This window comes from Haladaptatus cibarius D43 (assembly GCF_000710615.1).
Classification (GTDB): domain Archaea; phylum Halobacteriota; class Halobacteria; order Halobacteriales; family Haladaptataceae; genus Haladaptatus; species Haladaptatus cibarius.
On sequence record NZ_JDTH01000010.1, the window covers coordinates 22696 to 43125 of the forward strand.

Consider the following 20430-nt stretch of genomic DNA (forward strand, 5'->3'; position numbering starts at 1 on the left):
GCAAACGTATTCTCGTCGTCGTTCGGGCTCATTCAGGACACAAAGGATTTGTCTGACATACTTTTATCCCATCTTAGAAGGCATAACTAGAGTAGAGAAGTATGACGACTAAGATAGCTGTGAGTAATCAAAAAGGCGGCGCTGGAAAAACGACGACGTCGATTAACGTCGCAGGAGCGCTCAACCAACTGGGTTACAACGTTCTCTTGATCGATTTGGATCCACAGGGACATGCAACCGAAGGGGTCGGCTTAGAAGATGAATACGATGCAGACGTCATAAGTTTCTATGATGTCTTACCTGATTTAGACGTCATAGACGAAACGTCACAACTGATTTACGAGCATTCTGAGATGGATGTCATCCCGAGCCATCAGGATATGATTAACATCGAGGATGCGCTGGCTGGCGTACCAAATCGTGAAAACCGCCTTAATATGGCGCTTGACAACCTCGGCGAGTACGAGTATATCGTCGTCGACTGCCCACCAAACTTGGGCGTCTTGACCGACAATGCGCTTCTCGCATGCGAAAATGTACTCATCCCAGCACAGACGAAGACGACGAGCATCCGTGCGCTTGAATTGTTGTTCAAACAAATCAACGCTCTCGAAGCCGCTTTTGGTACGGAGATTAAAGAAGTGGGACTTGTCGCGAACGAAGTTGGGACGGACAACGAAGCAGACGAGATGATGGAGTGGTTCGAAGAAGTGTTCGAGGAAAGGGCACCAGTGTGGGAGATCCGAAAGCGAGTTGCACTACAGCGCGCGTGGAACACAGGGGTCTCGATTTTTGAACACGAGGAAGACTGCGACATGGAAAAGGTCTATCTGCAAATCGCTGAGTCGCTGGAGGGAATCGATGGCGAAAGATAAGACGAAGAACCGTGATCCATTCGGAAGTCGATATTCTCAGAACGAAGAACCATCCGAGACGGAAACTCAAGATACTCCGTCTAAGACAGGTGAATCGGACAATCTCTCTAAGACTGGAAAGACTGACACACCGTCTAAGACTTCTAAGAAGGATAATCCAGAACAGACAGAAAAGACAGGGGAAAAAGAGAAGACGTCTGTGAAGAACCGGCCGTCAGTGCTGATGTATCTCCCCGAAGAGCAGCACACTGAACTGGATATCCGATTCGACGAAATCAACGCGAGGTACAAACGTGAACATGGTGAGTCACTTCAGAAGAATCGCGACTATTACCCGATTCTCATTGAACTCGCGATGGAGAAGACCCAGGAGATGGACGAGGATGAATTGCTTAGTCGTCTGAATCAGTCCTAACTCTCTTAGAGATTATCTACTTAAGAGGTCATAGATTATTCCACCTATTGCGATAGAGAAGCCCTTCAATATTTCTAAGATAGATATGACCGTATAGACTTATTAGATCAAGTCTAGTTAAGTGGAGGTAACCGAGAACAACGTTCTCTACACTGCACGGATGGATGTGTTCATAGCTGTCTAAGATGGATATGCTAAGAAAGCTATCTGAACTACTGCCTCATATTTCCAGTGGGTGAGTATTGATCTCAACATAGAATCCCGAGAGTCGTCGCCATCATATCTATCTAAACTATCTAAGATGTTGTGTTTCCCACTGCTAATCTGCCGCAACCGACTAATCCGGGTTAGTATTATACCCTAACCTTTATCGCGAAGCTGAGCGAAGATAGAATCGTCAATCTGTGCAAACAAGTCATCTACACTAGCACTACCATCTGGTATAGAAACGGAGTCGATCCATGTGTTATTGGTACTCTTGTAAAAGAACAACCATTCGAAGAAGAACTGGTCAGGTAGTCCTCAGTTGCTTTAGTTGATTCAAAACTGCATCTTCCCAAGTGGTCAATTCGTGTTGTAACCAGTCTATAGTTTCTGCGAGTGGTTGAGCAACGTATAGTTATTTAACGCCTCCATTCGAGTCGGTGCTGGGATATCGAGTCACCAATACCCACTCGGGGGTTGCAGTTGCTTCCCAATCGTACTCTGATCACGGTCAAGAATTTCAGCGATCTCAGCGATCGTACTGTGTGGATGGTCGAGAACAGTGAGGTATACACGGAATGCTGCTTTATGGACTCCGCAGACCGTAGCCATCGTCTCCGTGAGCTCCAACTCGGATTTCTCATCCAGTAATTGCTCGAATCTCGGTTCGCTCATCTGGGAGTATTGTCCCCTCTGTCAACTCATTATCTTCTGTCTTCATATGTGAGAGGTCTAGCAATCGCTTATAGCTCTTTCTCACACACCGGTTAAATCAACGGAAACACACCTTTAGACGCTGTCAGCTCCGGTTTTAGCGGCTCAGACTTCGTGCGCTTTATTGCCGACCCAGAGTGAGAGTGTGGCGTGTCGCTTACCGAGCGCATCCGAGGACTCATCGAACTCACCCGCCCCAGCAACGCCATGGCATCTGGCGTACTCACGTTCACTGGTGCGTTCGTTGCCGACGGCGGGACTGTTCTTACTGATGGTGCCGCTGCTGGCGCAGCAGTTGCCACAACCATTCTGGCGACGGGTGCAGGGATGGCGATTAACGACTACTTTGACCGGGATATCGACCGGATCAACAACCCCGAGCGACCGATTCCACGCGGGGCTGTTGCTCCCCGGACGGTACTCGCGTTCAGTTTCGTCCTCTTCGCTATCGCTGGTGTACTCGCATTTATGCTCCCGATGTTGGCGACGGCCATCGCGGTCGTGAATTTCGTTGCCCTCGTGACGTACACGGAGTTACTAAAATAATAATAATTGAACAAAGACAATCTGCTTAGTTCACAACTTTATCCATCGAACCCCTTACTAGATTGTAGTTATCATACCTCAGCAAACGGTGTGGTGCCTGTGCCAATCCTAACCCATTCTCCCACATCGCGTGCTCATTCCCCTTTGTTGCGCTACAGTGACTATCGATAAACGACATTCCGTCCGAGGGTTTACTTGGCCAGTACTCGAAGTACCTGACTAAATAGTCTCCAATGGCGAATCGCCACTCACAGTCCTTGACGCACTCACGGCAGGTTCCGAGTGAGGGAGAGTTTTCCTATGAACATGTGTATACAGTTCTCGCAGAAAAAGAAGACCTTGAGCGCCCTGCTATCGAGGATATTAACGTGGATTCCCCTTTATGAAGACCATCTCTCAGATGATGTCTGTGACAACACATTTCCGGTCACCCAACCACACGAAATGATACACCTCGTCAGTAGCAATACTCTTACTCCCTTTTCTGCTACGCTGGCCAATCCAGCTTCGGATTACAGCAGAATCATCCTCATACTAAGCTACAAGGTAGAACACCAAATCAATCATTTCTATCTCGAAATACCGTTCGACAACAAATTCTATTGATCAATCCCACGCATCGAGCGTTTGGTCTCGTCGTCCACGTCGAGCTAAACAGTATCTTCTATACTGCTGAGTACAGCATCGAGAGCTTCCAGAAGACGGTCTGCGTGATCTTTTTCAAATACTAGGGGTGGACGGATTTTCAAGACGTTCTCGTGTTTCCCAGTCGAACCGATGAGAACCTGACGCTGACGAAGGCGATTAACTACTTCTGTAGCCTCACTGGTAGCTGGTGTCCATGTTTTTTTATTTTGCACAAGTTCGATACCGACCATCAGCCCACTTCGACGGATTTCACCGATAAGATCGTGTTCTGCAGTTAGCTGCTCGAAGCCATCCTGGAGATATCCGCCGACATCACTGGCATGTTTCAATAAACCCTCATTCTCAATGACATCGAGCACTGCGAGGGCGGCTACTGATGACACTGGATTTCCACCAAATGTGCTGAATATTCCGGGTTGCTCCCTGAGTGTCGAAGTAATATCCGACCGTGTTACAACCGCTGCGACTGGATGTCCATTGCCCATCGGCTTACCCATCGTGACGATATCAGGAACGATATCCGCTGCCTCAAAACCCCACATATTCGAGCCAGTACGACCGAACCCTGCCTGTACCTCGTCGGCAATGACGTATCCGCCTGCTTCGTGCACTTGGTCAACCATCTGGCTTAATCTTTCTGTATCTGGTGGAAGAATACCAGCGCTAGCGAACAAGGGGTCGAATAGGAACGCAGCGATCTCTGTACCTCGTTCCTTAAGTGCTGCTAGCCCATCAGACATTGTGCCCGAGGTATTAGCACTGACAGACCCGTGATATCGAGAGTTATCAACTGGCGGTGAAATCGTTTCAACGTGGTTTGGATGGCGTCCGTCTATCCAGTCCTCAGGTGACAATGTCGTCGTTGCGTCAGTGATTCCATGATAAGCGTGATCAGTTACAATGCCACCTTTCCGCCCCGTCGAGGCGGTTGCTAGACGCCAGGCGATATCATTCGCTTCGCTCCCCGAATTGACTAGCAAGACCCGGTCTAGTTCGTCAGGCATCGTGTCTAAAATTCTCTCGGAAAGTGTGACGATAGATTCGTGCAAGTAACGAGTATTGGTAGTCAACTTACGAGTCTGACTTTCGATGGCGTTAGCAACCGTTTCGTTGCCATGACCCACCACTTGGACATTGTTGTATGCGTCAAGATAGCGGTCGCCAGACTGGTCAAAGAGCCAAACACCATCACCAGCAACGAAATGGACGGGTTCGTGATATGAAAGCCGTGCCGACCCGAGAACCTGACGGCGACGGGAAATCAGTTCGGATGTTTCGATTTGGGGGTATGGAACATTGCTTTCCAGTGCAGCTGTTCGCAGGAGCCGTTCTATCACATCTAAACCGGTTTCCTCTAGTGATATCAGCGAGTTCCACAATTCGTTTGCGTCGTCGGTGTTGTGCGCGTATTTCTCGCTTTTCCACGCGTGCATGAGTCCCCTAACGACCAGCCGTGTCAACACCAAGACTGGCAACAGACAGATCTCCTCTTCTTCTAACGGTGTAACACTGACGTATCCCCGGACTACTGACTCCGCTGCCGAAATCGAGTTCTCGTGACGATTCATCACGTTTGCAAGCACTACAGCGAGGTCACAAACGAGGGCCGTATAAGTGAGGTCACCGAAGTCTGTGATACCGCTTACCCTATTGTTGTCATCGAACAATACGTTATCCGGCCCGAGATCATTGTGAACCACTTGTGCACGGAGAGAATCGAATTCGGGTTCTACGCGTTCTTCGAATTGATCAAGAACCCTTTCAGCAGTATCGCGTCGCTGGTCATCACTGACGTTTTCGAGCAACGATCGGAAATCCGAAGCGTGTCGGAGATCCCATAAAATATCATACTGTGCTTCGGGGTGGAAAAAGCCGCGTAAAGCTTGTCCCATCTTCGCAATGCTCACACCATATGCGTACAGCGCATCGTCATCAAGATCCCCGAGCGAAACTTTCTGCCCCGAGACGTACGTGTACATCTGCACGAAATAAGTCTCGCCGTTCTCATCTACCGATGTCCATGGATCTCCATCGTTTGTTGGAACAATTTCCATTATCGGCAGATCGTGATCGGTACTCTGTATGTGCTGAATCGCTTGTGTGCGAAAGTTGAGTATCTCACGACCGTCCGCACGGTTGAAGATTTTGAGAACGAACCCATCTCCTTTGTCCGTCTCAATCCGAAAGTTCTGGTCTCGCTCTCCCCCCAGTTCCGATACAGTTCCGCTTTTCCCGAAGTTTCTCTTAGCGATTTCCGAAACTCTCGATGTATCGACTGCTGGTGGATCAGTAACAATCGGTTCGGAGCCTTGCAGATTATCGCTCATTTCGTATTCTCCTATTGATGACACTCATACCCTGAGATGCGAAGAGTGAGTGGTTAAAGGTTTGGTGAAGAAGGGGACAGACAGAGCGACGAGTTGACTTCGCTTTCAGCACATGGAGACAAAACTAGGTCTGAAAGATTACTCATCCCATCCTCGGCGAAGGTACTACTTTCTACACGATACATTGATATATCGCAATCGTCGCTATGACAATGCTGAACTATTGTATTCTGACTACCAAGCCCAAATTGGTGTGTCGAGAGACATATATGCAGGGCAATAGAGAGTGACCAGGAGGCGAGAAATCATCTCTTTCGTATTGAATTCGAAACAACGCTAATAAGCGTAATAAAAAAGCTTGATATCCATCTGAGCGATGGTCGGAGTATTGAACTAGATGACACCTTCTACGTTGAAGATGGAACGTGGATCGAATCGATCACGATTTCCTGATCTGCGACGAACCTGTACCGATACTCGACATGTCCTTGAAGGTGAATTTACTCAACCTTCTCTGTAGTCTTGACGACACTGAGAATATAGGCATTATCTACATCTCACACGGTCTTGCGAGTCTTTTGCAAGCCTCAGATCGACTGGTGATTATCTATCTCAGAAGTGTGATCGAATCGGCGATATCGATCGCATCGCCAATCAGCCGAGACACCCCCTACACACATTCACTGTTATCGGCAACGCCAGAGAAAGACTCCTCAATCGACCGCGATAGAGTCATCTTGTGGGTGAGCCACCAGATCCAGTGAACTTTCTATCGGAGTGAATCTTCGTGCAACGGTGTTCAAATGTGAAAGAAGAGTGCTGACAGGTTGAGCCGGACTTACCAAAACCGCTGAAAATGGACATAGAGCGGCCTGTTATTCCCCGAAAGGAGAAATAGGAGAAGTCACCGACGAACACCAATCGTCTGAATACGGCGAATCAAGTAGCGACTGACTCCAAGATCGGTTCGTTGAAACAAGCACTGCAATCAAAGCGGATTACCTGTCGGAACAGCTGTGATTCCGAGTGTTTGGGAAATTGCGGTTCGAGATTCCACTGCAATTGTTGGTTTTCTTCGATAAACCGACTCGGTCGCTTGCGTAAAGCATGATTAAATTTTATTCACTCTTAGCCCAATATTTTGGTAGAAGTCCTACGCTTAAAGAGTCATAACGGAACACCACCGTGCAAAACGCTTTATTGAGGTAACCTACCGAACCTGTTCGGTCAAACTAGCGTCGGCAGTGAAGGGTTGAATTCGGATCGAGAATTCGTGTTCGATAGGGTGAACTCGATACTGTGGGAGCGTGTCGGGTCCACAGCTACCAGATCCGATACCGCACTGTTTCGCGTCCACCGTCACGGTAATCTCGTCTCGTTTCGGAAGCTTATGTGGATGTGATGCCACTTCGAGGTCGGAAATCGTGTACCGGTGCGCGCTGAAGTTCATGTAGTCGGTTCCAGTGGTGTACAAGCCGACGCCCCCCTCGTCAGTGAAGGTTACCCACCGGACATCAGTTCGGTTTCCGTTTTCCTGCGGTACAACGTATGGTGTCTGTAGTTCGTCAACGTCTCGAACGTACCGTCCGATGAGATTCGATTGTTTGCTGTCGGGGTAACTTTCGCCGGGGCCGCGTCCGTACCAGGTTGCCCGAGTGAACTCGCTGTCGAGCGTGAACACGTACCCAACTCGAGGTAGAGTTTGAAGGTCAGAGAAGTCGTCTTCCGGCGTGAGCCGTGTATCGATGTCGATCGCACCGTTCCCATCAACGGTGTAGCATTGTTCGACGGCAAATCCATGGTCGTACATCGGCGGTGCGAGGCGACCAGTTACGTCGATCTGTGTGACGCCGTCATCAGCCACCTCGTGTGTGACCTCGTCAGCTCGGAATCGGAGGTCGTCAAGCCCGTGTTCGTACCACAGGCGGGCGAGTGAAACCGACCACGAGTTTTCTAGCGGAATCTCACCGTCGTTTTCATCAAGTATCTGACCGATGTTCCGGACGAACGTCCGGCCGAGTTCCCGGTGTCCGTCGTTGTCTGATGGTGCTCGCCAGAGGTTGAGCTTTGGGCCGGATTCGAGGAGTTGTCGACCGTGGTAGGTCAGCGAATCGATTACGCCGGTTCGCTCGTCGAACCGAACTTCGAACTCCGACCCCGAAATCACGAACCGATTGTCCGTCGTCGTGCACTTGGTTGCCTGTGTGTTTGAGACGGTCTCACTAAAACGAGGTTCGGAACCGACCGGAAGTTCGAACTGGGCAGTTGCGACCTCGTGGCCGGCTTCACCCCATACTGTTGCGCTGGCAAGCGTAAATTCGAGTGTTACGTAGTACTCGCCATCTCCCGAAAGCTCGGTAGGATCAATCGGCATCGCTGTCTCCACACTCTCTCCAGCCAGCACTGTTGTCATTGAAAGCGTTCCACTTTCGATCACGACGCCGTCCTCCATCACAGACCAGTTTGCGTTTAGATGATCTAGCGTGCGAAAGTCGTATCGGTTCCGGATTCGAATTGTGGCTGTATCCGAGTCGATGAGTTCGACTGCAACTGGTTCAAGCACTTTCTTGTATTCGCTGAGGGCAGGCGACGGCTCACGATCCGGAAATACGATCCCGTTAATGTTGAAGTTTCCATCGTTGGGCTCGTCGCCGTAATCACCGCCATAGGCGAAGCGTTTGTCGTTCTCGTCTGGAATGTCCTGTGTGAGTCCCTGATCAATCCAATCCCAGATGAAGCCTCCTTGGATACGTTTGTGCGACCGGAATGTATCCCAATATTCGGTCAAACCACCAGGACCGTTCCCCATCGCGTGGGCGTACTCACAAAGGATTACCGGATGGTCGGGGTGTTCTTCGGTAAGTTCGATTACGCGGTTGGGTGAGGGATACATCGGCCCGACGATATCTGAAATCTCCTGTTCGGTGTCGGGTTCGTAGTGAATCGGTCGGGTTGGATCGATGTTACGGACGACGTTGGCCATCGTCTCGTGATTCGAACCAAATCCGGATTCGTTTCCGAGTGACCAGACGATGACGCTTGGATGGTTCTTGTCTCGTTCGACCATCCGAACCGCCCGGTCGACATATGCGTCTCTCCACGCTGGATCATCGCTCAAATGTGTAACGCGGTCATTGCCTTCCATTCCATGGCACTCGAGGTCAGTCTCATCAACGACGTACAGCCCGTAACGATCACAGAGGTCGTAAAATCGGGGATCGTTCGGGTAGTGAGCTGTTCGGACAGCGTTGATATTGTGGCGCTTCATTAACTCGATGTCTTCGCGCATCGTCTCGAATGAGACTGCGCGGCCTCGGTCTGGGTGGTGGTCGTGTCGGTTGACTCCGCGAAGCATCACCGTTTTACCGTTGATTTGCAGGATTCCGTCTTCAATCTCGACGGTTCGGAAACCGGCCGTCTGCGACAATACTTCAGTGGTATCGCCATTGTCGGCAACCGTGATAAGCAACGTATACAAATTCGGCTTCTCTGCGGTCCACTTCGCTGGGGATTTGACTGTGCTTTCGACAGAAACAGTCGCTCGCTGGCTTCCCGGGATCGTCACCTGTTGGGTACCGACTTCGGTGACAACAGTCGAACCATCGTTGTTGAGCAACTGAACAGCGACTTCGCGGGTGGCAGCCTCTGACAGATTGTTCTCGACTTCGATGTCAACTGACAGCCGTCCGTGTTGGTAGTCGTCGTCAAGGTCGGTTCGCAGGTCAATGTCGTGGGCGTGGACACGCGGCGTTGTATACAGAGAAACGTCGCGGAAAATGCCGCTCAGCCACCACATATCTTGATCTTCAAGATAGCTTCCATCCGACCATTGCACAACTTTGACGGCAATCGTGTTCTCTCCAGATGAAATTTCGTCGGTCACGCTGAACTCAGCGGGCAACCGACTTCCTTTGCTGAATCCGACACACTTCCCATTAACCCACACCGAGAAGGCGGAATCAACCCCCTCAAACCGGAGGATTGTCTCACGGTTATCCCACGATTCAGGTACCTCGACTGTTCGACGATACAGACCAGTCGGGTTCTCTGTTGGCACCTTCGGTGGATCGACTGGGAACGGGTAAGCTGTATCCGTATACTGAGGAGTTCCGTACCCTTCAAGTTGCCAATGCTGGGGAACTTCGATATCGTCCCAGTTGCCGTCCTCGAACGCCGGTAGATGAAAGTCGCCCGGCCCATTGTGGGGGTTCGTTTCATAGCTGAACCGCCAGTTACCGTTCAGGAGTTTGAACCACGGGGACGCATCTCGATCGCTCAACAGCGCACTCGAACGGTCGGGATGTGGCAGCGCGTAGGTGTGATCACGTCGTCGGTTCCTGCCGGTAACGCCGGGATTTTTCCAGTCCTCTACCATCGTTCTGGTTCATCCTCCCGGTGTAAATCAATCTTCTCTTCACGGCAGATTGGGTGTGGATTGAGAAAATGACATTGGAGTAATGTGTTCTAACCGAGCTCCTACCAGAAGGTAACTTAATTCCTTGCCAGACGGAACCAATTCATATTGGCGATGCACGAGATCCTTGAAATCGAAGCCATGGGATAATGTTGAATGTCTTTAAATTACGAAGCCCATGACGAGAAGTTTGTGTGCGGCGGAACATACTACCATTCCTTCAGTGTGTAATTGGTGTACATGTGGATTATTGTATTTCATACACTGAACAATATTGCGTCAAACAATCTTGGTTTGATTACTTGTAATAATGAAATAAAATAATGTGGTCTGATAACCGAAAACTTTGTTTAATGTGGGTTCAGTCAACACGACCATGTCTGCCATCGACTCAATTGGTGATAATGTGTCCAATAGACGGAGAACCGTGGAAATTACTGCTTTTAAGAGATTGGACTTCCCGTCGTATTTTGGCGGAGCGGTTATTGCGTGTTGGTGTAGGTCATATATTTAACCTTACACTCATGGTTATTGTCTTGACATAGGTGTGTGAACTGATTACAATATCATACACTTCACACCGATTACTGACTTCCATCTGAATTACCCGTCCTGTGTTTATTCGTCCATATGGCTATCATCTGTTGAGAAATACTGCTAGTCGAGTGTATGAATATCTGGAGAATGTTTATTACTCACCTATCCCTCTTTCAAGTGATTGGCCCCCTTGTGGATTCATTTAGGAGCGTTGTACTACTACAAAACTACACAATTATTGAATAAAAATGAGAAATAATGACTCATCCCGGCCGGCCGCTCGTACAATCGGCGACAGATCCTTCAAACAACTGGACTTGCTGGGCTAGGGGTTGGATTCAGCGAGACAGCTCGCTCAGACCCCTCCCCTACCCGGAAGAAAATGATTCCAACTCTATATCTGGACTAGCTAGCAACTATCCTTCGACACTCGATCATATCGGAGTTCCGGATACCGCCCTCCCTGATGCGGACATGGATATCACTCCATTTGCAGATCGGGGTACGTGGCATGGCTATGCACTACCAGGCAAGGACGACACTGAGTACTACGGAGCATTTATTGGCCCGTTGTACATTGCCCAAGAGTATGCATGGTTCCTTAGCAAGGGGTTTGTCAAAATTTCTGTGATTGATAAGAAAAGCAGAACCGAAATCTCCCTGAATGAGGCCGATGCCAAAATCGCGTCTTACCCTGGTTTCCTTCGTCAGGTACTCTCTGTAGATGGGTTGACGGTCACGCTCGATCTTCGGTTCGTTACCGACCGAACTGCACTTGTGACTGCTACAATCAGAAACGACAGGGAGAATCAACGCACGCTGAGCATCGAGTGGAGTGGTAGACTACTCGAGAACCAGTACAATGCACCTTCACTATCCCCTCACAAGGATAGTATCTGGGTTCACTTCGATCGCGTTCGTGAGACATGGGCTTACATGACGAGTGGTGAAGAGTTATTCCAGGTCAACCACAGTAGACCAACCACTACCGAGGTTGATGGAGGCAGCTATACGACTACGCTCAACCCGGCGATTACCATTTCGCCAGGCGATGAGGAACGACTAGTCTGGACGGAATCCTTTACGTTCACCGACGTGAGAGCGCGGAAAGAGCCAGAGCAAGCCAAGGAGATTCTCAAACGTCCCGATGAGTATATCAAGTCGGCCAGTTCCCGTTGGAATCAATACCTCAGTGCTATCGCAAAATCCAGCACGTCGGATTACGAGGAAGTGGGAATCAAATGCCTTGAAACACTGATCGGCAACTGGCGAAGTCCGGCCGGTGCAATTCAACACGACGGCATGACACCGTCGATTTCGTATAAGTGGTTCGCTGGTGGATTCTGGGCATGGGATATCTGGAAACAAGCCGTCGGGACGACGCAATTTGCCCCGGAGTTAGCAAAGCAGCTTATCCGATCGATGTTTGACTATCAAGTGACCCATTCTTCGGATACTCGACCACAGGATGCAGGGATGATTCCCGACCTTATCGCCTACAACACTCCCGACAATGGTGGTGGCAATTGGAACGAAAGAAATTCGAAACCCCCGCTTGCGGCATGGGCAGTGTGGGAAATATACAGACATACCTCTGATTCCGATTTCCTCGAAGAGTTGTATCCGCTGCTCGTTGCGTACCACGACTGGTGGTATCGAACACGTGACCATGACGACAACGGTATCGCAGAATATGATGCGACGGTTCACTCAACCAATGATTCGGACGAGGCTATCGTCACGGCTGCAGCGTGGGAAAGCGGAATGGACAATGCACCTCGATTCGATGACTCATCTGTCTTAAAGAACTGCTACGACGGTAACATAGTGGGATACTCTCTGAATCAGGAATCTATCGATCTTAACTCATATCTATATGATGAAAAGAAGTATCTTGCAAAGATGGCGAATGAGATCGGAAAAGAAGCTGATGAAAAGCGCTATCTTTGTGAAGCAAAATCTGTTGGCGAGTATATCCGAACACATATGTTCCACGAAGAGACTGGCTTCTTCTACGATATCGACACCGAACAAAGACCGTTCATCGAGGCGCGCGGTGTTGGACGAGCAATTCACGGTGTTATTCCGTTATGGACAGGTATCGCAACACAGGCACAAGCGGATTCCGTTGTCAAAACACTCACCAAGGAATCGGAGTTTAACACGTATCTGCCTCTTCCAACGGTTTCTCGGTCTATTCCTGACTTCGATCCAGAATCGTACTGGCGGGGCAATGTATGGCTTGACCAAGCGAAGTTTGCCATCGAAGGACTGGCTCGGTATGGATACGATACGACAGCAACGAAGTTCACCAAAAAGCTGTTCCAACATGGTGATGGTATTATGGGTAATGCTCCGATCCACGAGAACTATAATCCGCTCACTGGTGAACGGTTGAATGCACCGAACTTCAGTTGGTCTGCGCCATCATTACTGACGCTGTATCAGGACTTCTTGTAGAATTACTATCTTTTGTTCGCTGTCGTGAAATAAGAGATGTGCATGGCAAGTCGATAGCCCCAAATTATCCGATTATTATATACTATCGATGTGGGCTTTATCTGTATGATTTGTGGTCAATAAAGTATAGTATGTTGGCTTGTTAGTCTGAAACTGTAGAGCAATGGTTGAGAGCAGAAGGCAGCTAGTCAACGGTACAGCCCTCCCCTTAGCGCGACAACTCCTTCGCAACGAGAAATCTGAGCTTCAGAGTGAGATCAAAGCTTTTGAGAACTTTTCCGATCGCCTCAGCCAGATTCCGCCACAACCATGTCGAACTGATGGTGGAACATTAACCAGTACTTTCCAATCCCAGCCTTCAACTGCACAGTCGCCACAAGAAGCTGTTCGAACTGCCTATCGCGACACGGTGTTATCTGTTGACCACTGGAAAAGCACTTATGGGGCTGAGACTGCAATCGATAGTATCGCACAGGAATTCGGACCTGATATAGCAACGTACCTTAGCGGTAGCTCGAGTATCTGGTCGCCCTTAGTCTGGAATCAGCTCCGCAATGCGAGTGAGGAGGTAGTCGGAAATCGACAACGAACCGTCCGAAAAATCACACAGGAGCTGTCACAACTTGATGATCTACAGAATTCGCTTCTGGAAATTGATGACGAGTTAGCTGCAATTGAGCGAGGTCACTTCTCGTTTACCGACCGAACAGATTGCCTTCGTACACTGCAGCGGGAACTCGATCAGTTGGTAGATGACCAGCAAAAGTATCTCCATCAACGTGAGTATACGAATGGAGATATCTTCTCAGCGTTTATCTATTCGGATCTCGACACAGACTTTCCAGGCCTCTCGGCCCTCGCGACGACCCACAGGAAACTCGAACGAATCGAACTTCGCCACTGGTGTGGCCTGCTCTGACGTTCACTTTAATAGTTAATCTTATCCGTGATATCCTCACGCAGAACCACTGAGAAACCACACAGTAATGAAAATGGGCCGATTGGCTGTTGGTACAATGAGAATCAGCATTCTTTGGTATGAAACGGTTCATCGTATTTCAATGGATACGTCCCCGCTATATCGAATCCAAGCGGGAGTCTCGATGTCAGTCCTCGGTTTTATCACCATTTTCGGCCCACTCCGCACGTAATAGGCCCTACAACACCTCGCCAACGTATCCACCGCCTGCAATAATCGCACTGCGTTTCCGGCCTTCCTGTACGAATCCGAGTTTTTCGAGAACACGCTGTGACCCTTCGTTGGGGGCTAAGGCTTTTGCTTCGATGCGGTGCAGGAGTAGTTCGGTGAACCCATACTCTACGAGGAGTTCAGCCGACGCTGCTGCATGTCCGTTCCTTGATAGTCTGGAGAGATAAGGAATGCAAGATTTGCACACCGTTGATCATCTCGGAGGGGTACCAATCTTACACGACCCACCGGCTCGCCATCTGAACAAACTAACAAGTCCACTCGATCGTTGGTGTCGTGCTCCCGTTCCATCCAACTCTCGTAATCTCCGCGGGTGAAGGGTAATCGAAACTCGTGTATGTGACGACGTATCTCGGGATGGTTCATCCATCGCTTGACGATGTCGATGTCTTCACGCTCGATAGTTCTGAGTTCGATACGGTCTCCAGCGAGAAACAATGATTCTGGCATATCTTCTGATTGTTGTATCGTAATAGTAGTAGCGTATTGTCTAACCATTCTTTTAGTTAGAGTCGCACTCTACAACTCATAGCATATCGTATTCATAAATGAATTTTTTGTTTATCTGTTCCAACGGATATCCTATATTTCGGCACGGAAATTATCGCTACCAAATAACTACGGCAGTACGAACCAATTATATTACTAGAATATTAAGAAAAATTTATCATTAGGTTGGGTAATAGACGTAACGTACCATGACAGACAACGGTACGCAGTTCGATAGACGATCGTTTCTCAAACTAACTGGTTCGGTCGGTGCTGCGGCTGCAGTTTCGGGTATTACGGCTGCAACGCCCGGACGTGAACCTGGTTCTAAAGAAAACGAACTCCTCGTCGGCGTTTCACCTGCTGGTGGATCGCCGACTGACGTCGTGCAGGCGCATCTGCCTTCAACGGCACAAATTGTCCACTCAAACGACGTACTCGGCTACGTTGCTGTGCAGATCCCCGACAATGATTCGGTAAAACAGCGGTTCTCCGACGCGGTTTCGAAAAACGAGTACGTTAAGTACGTCGAAGAAAATATGACCTATTCGACGTCACTAACCCCTAATGACCCCAAATACAGTACGGAGCAGTACGCCCCCCAGATGGTCAACGCCGACACTGCGTGGGACACCACGACTGGTTCATCATCGGTGACCATCGCGGTGATTGATACGGGTGTCCAGTACAATCACCCCGATCTGCAGTCAAATTTCGGATCGAATCCCGGCAAGGACTTCGTCGATGATGATTCTGATCCGTACCCCGATCGCCCGAGCGACGAAAATCACGGTACTCACGTCTCTGGTATCGCGGCGGCGGAGACTAACAACGGCACCGGCGTCGCTGGAATCAGTGAATCAAACCTTATCAATGGAAGGGCTCTTGACGAAACTGGTTTTGGCTCCGTCGCGGATATTGCTGATGCCGTTCAGTGGGCGACAGACCAAGGAGCAGACATTATAAACATGTCGCTTGGTGGTAGTAATCCGTCGGACACGATGCGAAACGCCGTCTCATACGCATACAACCGCGGAGTTTTCATTACGGCGGCCGCTGGCAATTCGTCCAAGGGATCCGTTGACTACCCTGCCGGGTACGACGAATGCCTGGCCGTCTCCGCACTGGATTCCGATGGCTCGTTTGCCCAATATTCGAATTACGGATCGAAGGTAGAACTCACTGCGCCAGGAACGTGGGTGTACTCTACGACGACCGCGAGCCGTGGCAATTACGAAACACTCTCGGGAACATCGATGGCAACACCGGTTGTCTCGGGGGTTGCTGGCCTCTCGCTCGCACAGTGGAGTGCTACAAACCGCGAACTCCGAGCACACCTCAAAAACACTGCTGTCGACATCGGTCTGCCGTCGAGCCAGCAAGGAAGTGGTCGCGTCGATGCTCAGAATGCCGTCACTAGTCAACCGCCAAACTTTAGCCGTACTGCTGACCGGACGAAATACAGCGGTTCGTTAGTCGATTACCTCGACAGTTCCTGTCACAGCCACACGTGGAAGCAGTCCAATCCGTCGCAAGTAATCGTGGAATTACTCATTTCAAAAGATTCAGCCGATTTCGATCTCTACGTCAACGACGGACAAACAGCATGCCCAACCACGAACAGCTATGATTATCGCTCGAAGTCGCTGGGGAGCATTGAATCCGTTACTATCGACAATCCAGACACGTCTACAGACCTTCACATCATGGCCGATTCGTGGCGTGGAGGCGGCAGTTACGAAATCGTCGTCACCGAATACACGGCCTGAAGGTCGTTGTAATTCACACACTGGAATTGAGTGCGTGGGCAGTTAATTGCCTGGTCGGAAATTCAGCCCACGATGGATAACAGAAGTCGAAGCAATCGACCAAACTTTTTTATCGTCATCAACCGTCGATGGATTTGTGGTTCACGAGACAGACAACGCAACCATCGCCGACGCTGTGGAGCGTGTGTTGATGGGCGATCGGTTAGATCGACGGGACGGTTTGGCGCTCATCTCACAGCCAGTTGAGAAACTCGCAGTTGCCGCCGACTACGTACGGTCGCAGTTCGGTGACAACACAGTTGATGCCTGCTCGATCGTAAATGCGAAAGCTGGTAACTGCGCAGAAGACTGCGGCTTCTGTGCGCAGTCTGTTCATTTCGACACCGGAACCGACACACACGATCTGCTTGAACCCGAGGAGATACTTTCTGCTGCAAAGCGAGCTGAACGTGACGGTGCTCAGCGATTTGGTATCGTCGTCGCCGAGAAAGGGGTCTCCAAGGAAAACCGACCCGAAGAATGGAACGCAGTACTTCGGGCGATACGCTTCGTTCGTGATGAGACCAATGTGGCGGTCGACGCATCACTCGGGATTCTCACAGAAGAAGAAGCTCAAATCCTCGCCAACGAGGGAGTCAACCACTATAACCATAACATCGAAACCTCACCGCGATTTTTCCAAAAATCGTCGATACCCATTCCTTCGAGGATCGCGTCGAGACCCTGAAAGTCGCCAAGAACGCGGGCATGGATCTCTGTGCTGGGGTTATTCTTGGGATGGGCGAAGCGCCAACCGATCGCGTGAATGCGGCCATTGCGCTTCAGAATATCGGTATTTCCTCGCTTCCGGTCAATACCCTCAATCCAATTGAAGCGACGGCACTTAGCGAAGAGCTTGGGAACTCTGCGGACATTTCTACCGAAGAAATCATCAGAACATCTGTCTGAGAAAGTGGTGTTTAGCAGGATATGAGACAACTTCGACCCCGAATAATCCATGTCCAAGACTGACAATTCGAGAAAATCGAGTTTCTCTTCCAGGAGTAAAAATCCGTGAAAATCCAGCCAATCATCTTTCAATACGAAAGAGGCTTGGAGAAGTGCTATCGTCGGTCCTGCAAAACTTCTAACTGACCACGATCGCGAACCGTTACCTTAGGTGTGAGAGTCACTGATGTGGTTGTCTCATACCGCTGTGTCCCGTCGCTAGAGTACTTGTAGGCGTTTGCGGTTGCAGTCTGTGACGGGAGTGTTGTGCCTTTTTCAGCACCGGTCGCAACTGAAACTTGTTTGTTTTCAACCGAGACACTCGCTGCTCTATCCCCGATGGTGAGGCGTAACTCGGGAACTCGAACTGAATCTGTCAAGGATAGAGTTTTAGTGGTTCGGAAATCCGATGCAAGGTGAAGTGAAGGAAAGCTAGTTGATTTTCCTCCTATCGAAGCCCGCTCAGTAACGCTATCTTGCTCGACCACAGCTTGAGATTTTTGTTGGAAGGAGTTCGTGATCGCTTCCGAGGCAATAGATGGAACGAGGAGTTGTTGCTTTTCTTCGTTCACGATGTACCTCGGTGGTTCATCGTTTGCTACTTGCTTGAGGGTGACGTTCGGGTCTTCAGCCTCAACGTTAAACTTGATACCGGATTCGACAAGTCGAATAGTATTTCCAGCGGGTGCTGCTGCGACTGCACCAGTTCCGAAAATACCCATGCTTACAGCCGCCGCAGAAGTGGATTTGAGGACGGTTCGTCGTTTCATGCTATCGGTGCTCTTATCGTTGGTGTTGTTCGTCATTATGGATCCTTCCGTTAGGCTGCGTCCGAGGTTGCTTTGATTCCGTCCCGTTCACATGTGTTCAGTGTTTCAGTCCACGTCGATGCCGAGTAGGAAGACGAGCAGGTGCCACTTTGTTGGGAATTCGGATACCCTGCCGCCATCGGTGTGGATGCGTTATTAGAGTATACAGATCCGAGATCATGCTCATCATTTCCGGGTATCATGCTCTGGATGGTTGGGTTCGCTTCATTGATGTACGCGTGGAACACTTCCTGCACGGAGAGGCTCTTGTAGTAATCCGCACTTCCCCAGCCGAGAATCGCGTCTTGAGACCAATTCCACGCACCACCATCATTAGGGCTTTCAGCACGACCACCAATATTCTGAGAGCCAACACAAAGGTGGCACCCCCTAACATTCTCTTTGTTGTTCGGGCCACTGTAGTTAAGCCACTGGTTATACATCGTGAGGTTATCGCTGTCGTTCAAACGAGGATGCTCGTAACTGATCCAAACCTCGTATTTGTAGCAGGTGTTATCATCCAGGAGCTGTTCTCCAACGTCCGTATGTGCGCTATTGAGGTCATTAGCACAAATACTGTCTTCGGACGCTGTATTTGGATATAGGACGACGATGTACTCTTCGGTGCTGCTGTTACCGGATCGCTCATTGCTTTGCAATAGCTGGTATGCCATGCAGTAACATTGTGGCATCCCATAGATATTAAATTTATTTGCTAAATATTGTTATTACAATTTCTTGGAGGAACTCAATGCTGCCTATTGTATTCTATAACTACGTGGCAAATATATTGGTGAGTTTTAGATTTTTGTTCCTGATAGGGGAACGTCTTCATGTGAGGAATGTAATATAAAATGCCGCCATTTCGCCTATAAATCATAAGAAGCAAACGAATATTATCCCCCCATTACACAACTATGTATGTAATGGTATGCTCTATAGTATTCTATCTACACAATTTCTAGTATTCACGGGTGTTCCGTCTTACAGAACGGGTCGGAGTACTGTTATCATCGCAAATTAATTCTCAAAACTATAAACGGTTAATTTTCATACTTGTCTATCTATCTATCGAACAAATGGAAGTGGTTGGAAATTCGCCGCGTACAAACGTAACTGCATCAAACGCGATCAAAAGCTAGCTAGCTACTCTTGAGGCTATTCAGGAGAGTGTAAGGCAGTACAAGTGTGATGAAGTACACCGCGTGTGTTCCTTTGTAAGGAACGAAGTTCATAAAGGGTTTGTTACAACATTCACAACACAGTAGAAATAAATGCATTTACAAATTCCAGTTGTAGAAAGGGCTAAAACGAATGACCATGGAGTCATCGTTTGAAAAGTCCGACCCTACTGCGTAAACGTAATCATTAGAGTGAAGCTTGAGAGTGATCGAAGGTGATTTCGAACCTCAGACAATAATGACTAAGCTTGAACAGCATACGATTTTTGCAGCCAAATATGTTTTTTGCAGTGAATCTTGTATATTCTGGCCTCGGAAATTTTATGAATCTACGTTCCGATACAAGTTTGACAGAGGATATAGACCCAGAGAATGTCGGCTTCGGACGAAAGTAGAGTCTCATGAACTATTGATCACTGAAGATCCCCTCCATGCCAGAAATCCCATTACGATGACCAACCCATCCGACAACACCCACGAGTCGAAATCCAGCCTCTCACCAGAGATTGCTTTCGGACTGCTAGCTAACGAACAACGACGTGCTGTCCTACAGTGGTTCACAAACGAAACCGTGGATGTCGTGAAAGTTGCCACGCTAGCCGATCACGTCCATGAGGAAATAGATACGGTCGATACGCCACGTCAGGCACAAATTACCCTCACCCATTGCCACCTTCGGAAGCTTGCAAATTATGATATTATTAAATTCAACTCGGATGATGGATTAGTTCGTTACCAATATTTTCCACAGATAGAGGCAATACTAATTATCGCCAATCAGTATGAGTAGCCCAAGTTCGTTCTCAAGAACTACCTAACATCAATCGTGATTTTGTCGTGGTTGA

At 49.1% G+C, this 20430-nt stretch carries 11 protein-coding genes and 3 pseudogenes; 9 read left to right on the plus strand and 5 right to left on the minus strand.

Annotated elements, in window-relative coordinates; all coding sequences use genetic code 11:
- Positions 1-101 precede the first annotated feature (101 nt).
- The 3 genes from HL45_RS17855 to HL45_RS17870 all read left to right on the plus strand — a co-directional run bounded on the left by HL45_RS17855 (position 102) and on the right by HL45_RS17870 (position 2754).
- Positions 102-875 carry a ParA family protein gene (locus tag HL45_RS17855; protein ID WP_049972577.1) on the plus strand — a complete coding sequence of 258 codons (774 nt, stop codon included), beginning with the start codon at positions 102-104 and terminating at the stop codon, positions 873-875.
- Positions 862-1290: a hypothetical protein gene (locus HL45_RS21700; protein WP_233274842.1), complete on the plus strand. Its 429-nt coding sequence runs from the start codon at positions 862-864 to the stop codon at positions 1288-1290. Before HL45_RS17855 ends, HL45_RS21700 begins: the two co-directional genes overlap by 14 nt.
- A 1068-nt stretch (positions 1291-2358) precedes the next feature.
- On the plus strand, positions 2359-2754 hold the full coding sequence (locus HL45_RS17870) for a UbiA family prenyltransferase (protein ID WP_368085952.1): 396 nt from the start codon (positions 2359-2361) through the stop codon (positions 2752-2754).
- Positions 2755-3404: 650 nt separating this feature from the next.
- Here the strand turns inward: HL45_RS17870 and HL45_RS17880 are convergent.
- Positions 3405-5729 carry an aminotransferase class III-fold pyridoxal phosphate-dependent enzyme gene (locus HL45_RS17880; RefSeq protein WP_049972580.1) on the minus strand — a complete coding sequence of 775 codons (2325 nt, stop codon included), beginning with the start codon at positions 5727-5729 and terminating at the stop codon, positions 3405-3407.
- Positions 5730-6077: 348 nt separating this feature from the next.
- Here HL45_RS17880 and HL45_RS21970 point away from each other — a divergent pair.
- A pseudogene (locus HL45_RS21970) lies at positions 6078-6179 on the plus strand (helix-turn-helix domain-containing protein); the annotation flags it as partial.
- Positions 6180-6939: 760 nt separating this feature from the next.
- Here the strand turns inward: HL45_RS21970 and HL45_RS17890 are convergent.
- Positions 6940-10104: a glycoside hydrolase family 2 TIM barrel-domain containing protein gene (locus HL45_RS17890; protein WP_049972582.1), complete on the minus strand. Its 3165-nt coding sequence runs from the start codon at positions 10102-10104 to the stop codon at positions 6940-6942.
- Between the two features lie 1050 nt (positions 10105-11154).
- Here HL45_RS17890 and HL45_RS17895 point away from each other — a divergent pair.
- Both HL45_RS17895 and HL45_RS17900 read left to right on the plus strand, forming a co-directional pair.
- Complete coding sequence (locus HL45_RS17895) at positions 11155-13140, plus strand: MGH1-like glycoside hydrolase domain-containing protein (RefSeq protein WP_049972583.1); 1986 nt, start codon at positions 11155-11157, stop codon at positions 13138-13140.
- Positions 13141-13303: 163 nt separating this feature from the next.
- Positions 13304-14059, plus strand: coding sequence for a DUF7260 family protein (locus HL45_RS17900; protein WP_049972584.1), 756 nt, complete (start codon positions 13304-13306; stop codon positions 14057-14059).
- 238 nt (positions 14060-14297) lie between these two features.
- Here the strand turns inward: HL45_RS17900 and HL45_RS21975 are convergent.
- Positions 14298-14848, minus strand: a pseudogene (locus tag HL45_RS21975) (GNAT family N-acetyltransferase).
- A 200-nt stretch (positions 14849-15048) separates the two neighbouring features.
- Between HL45_RS21975 and HL45_RS17910 the strand changes: the two are divergent.
- Together HL45_RS17910 and bioB are read left to right on the plus strand one after the other, a co-directional pair.
- Positions 15049-16608: a S8 family serine peptidase gene (locus HL45_RS17910; RefSeq protein ID WP_049972586.1), complete on the plus strand. Its 1560-nt coding sequence runs from the start codon at positions 15049-15051 to the stop codon at positions 16606-16608.
- 136 nt (positions 16609-16744) lie between these two features.
- Positions 16745-17547, plus strand: a pseudogene (gene bioB / locus HL45_RS17915) (biotin synthase BioB); the annotation flags it as partial.
- A 164-nt stretch (positions 17548-17711) separates the two neighbouring features.
- On the opposite strand, the gene HL45_RS20570 reads toward bioB, so the two are convergent.
- Both HL45_RS20570 and HL45_RS17920 read right to left on the minus strand, forming a co-directional pair.
- A complete protein-coding gene (locus HL45_RS20570) occupies positions 17712-18401 on the minus strand; it encodes a hypothetical protein (RefSeq protein WP_144240127.1) in 690 nt (229 codons plus the stop codon).
- A gap of 14 nt (positions 18402-18415) precedes the next feature.
- The gene (locus tag HL45_RS17920) at positions 18416-19078 is read right to left on the minus strand and encodes a hypothetical protein (RefSeq protein ID WP_049972587.1); all 663 of its coding nucleotides are present in this window, start codon (positions 19076-19078) and stop codon (positions 18416-18418) included.
- Between the two features lie 958 nt (positions 19079-20036).
- On the opposite strand from HL45_RS17920, the gene HL45_RS20575 reads away from it, so the two are divergent.
- Positions 20037-20375, plus strand: a complete 339-nt coding sequence (locus HL45_RS20575; RefSeq protein WP_144240128.1) for a DUF7344 domain-containing protein — start codon at positions 20037-20039, stop codon at positions 20373-20375.
- Positions 20376-20430: the final 55 nt, after the last annotated feature.

Bases quoted from the DNA above. Each gene is read 5' to 3' on its own strand.
- HL45_RS17910 (WP_049972586.1), top strand. From the start codon at position 15,049: ATGACAGACAACGGTACGCAGTTCGATAGACGATCGTTTCTCAAACTA.
- HL45_RS17855 (WP_049972577.1), top strand. From the start codon at position 102: ATGACGACTAAGATAGCTGTGAGTAATCAAAAAGGCGGCGCTGGAAAA.
- HL45_RS17890 (WP_049972582.1), bottom strand. From the start codon at position 10,104: ATGGTAGAGGACTGGAAAAATCCCGGCGTTACCGGCAGGAACCGACGA.
- HL45_RS17895 (WP_049972583.1), top strand. From the start codon at position 11,155: ATGGATATCACTCCATTTGCAGATCGGGGTACGTGGCATGGCTATGCA.
- HL45_RS20575 (WP_144240128.1), top strand. From the start codon at position 20,037: ATGACCAACCCATCCGACAACACCCACGAGTCGAAATCCAGCCTCTCA.
- HL45_RS17920 (WP_049972587.1), bottom strand. From the start codon at position 19,078: ATGGCATACCAGCTATTGCAAAGCAATGAGCGATCCGGTAACAGCAGC.
- HL45_RS17880 (WP_049972580.1), bottom strand. From the start codon at position 5,729: ATGAGCGATAATCTGCAAGGCTCCGAACCGATTGTTACTGATCCACCA.
- HL45_RS20570 (WP_144240127.1), bottom strand. From the start codon at position 18,401: ATGACGAACAACACCAACGATAAGAGCACCGATAGCATGAAACGACGA.
- HL45_RS21700 (WP_233274842.1), top strand. From the start codon at position 862: ATGGCGAAAGATAAGACGAAGAACCGTGATCCATTCGGAAGTCGATAT.
- HL45_RS17900 (WP_049972584.1), top strand. From the start codon at position 13,304: ATGGTTGAGAGCAGAAGGCAGCTAGTCAACGGTACAGCCCTCCCCTTA.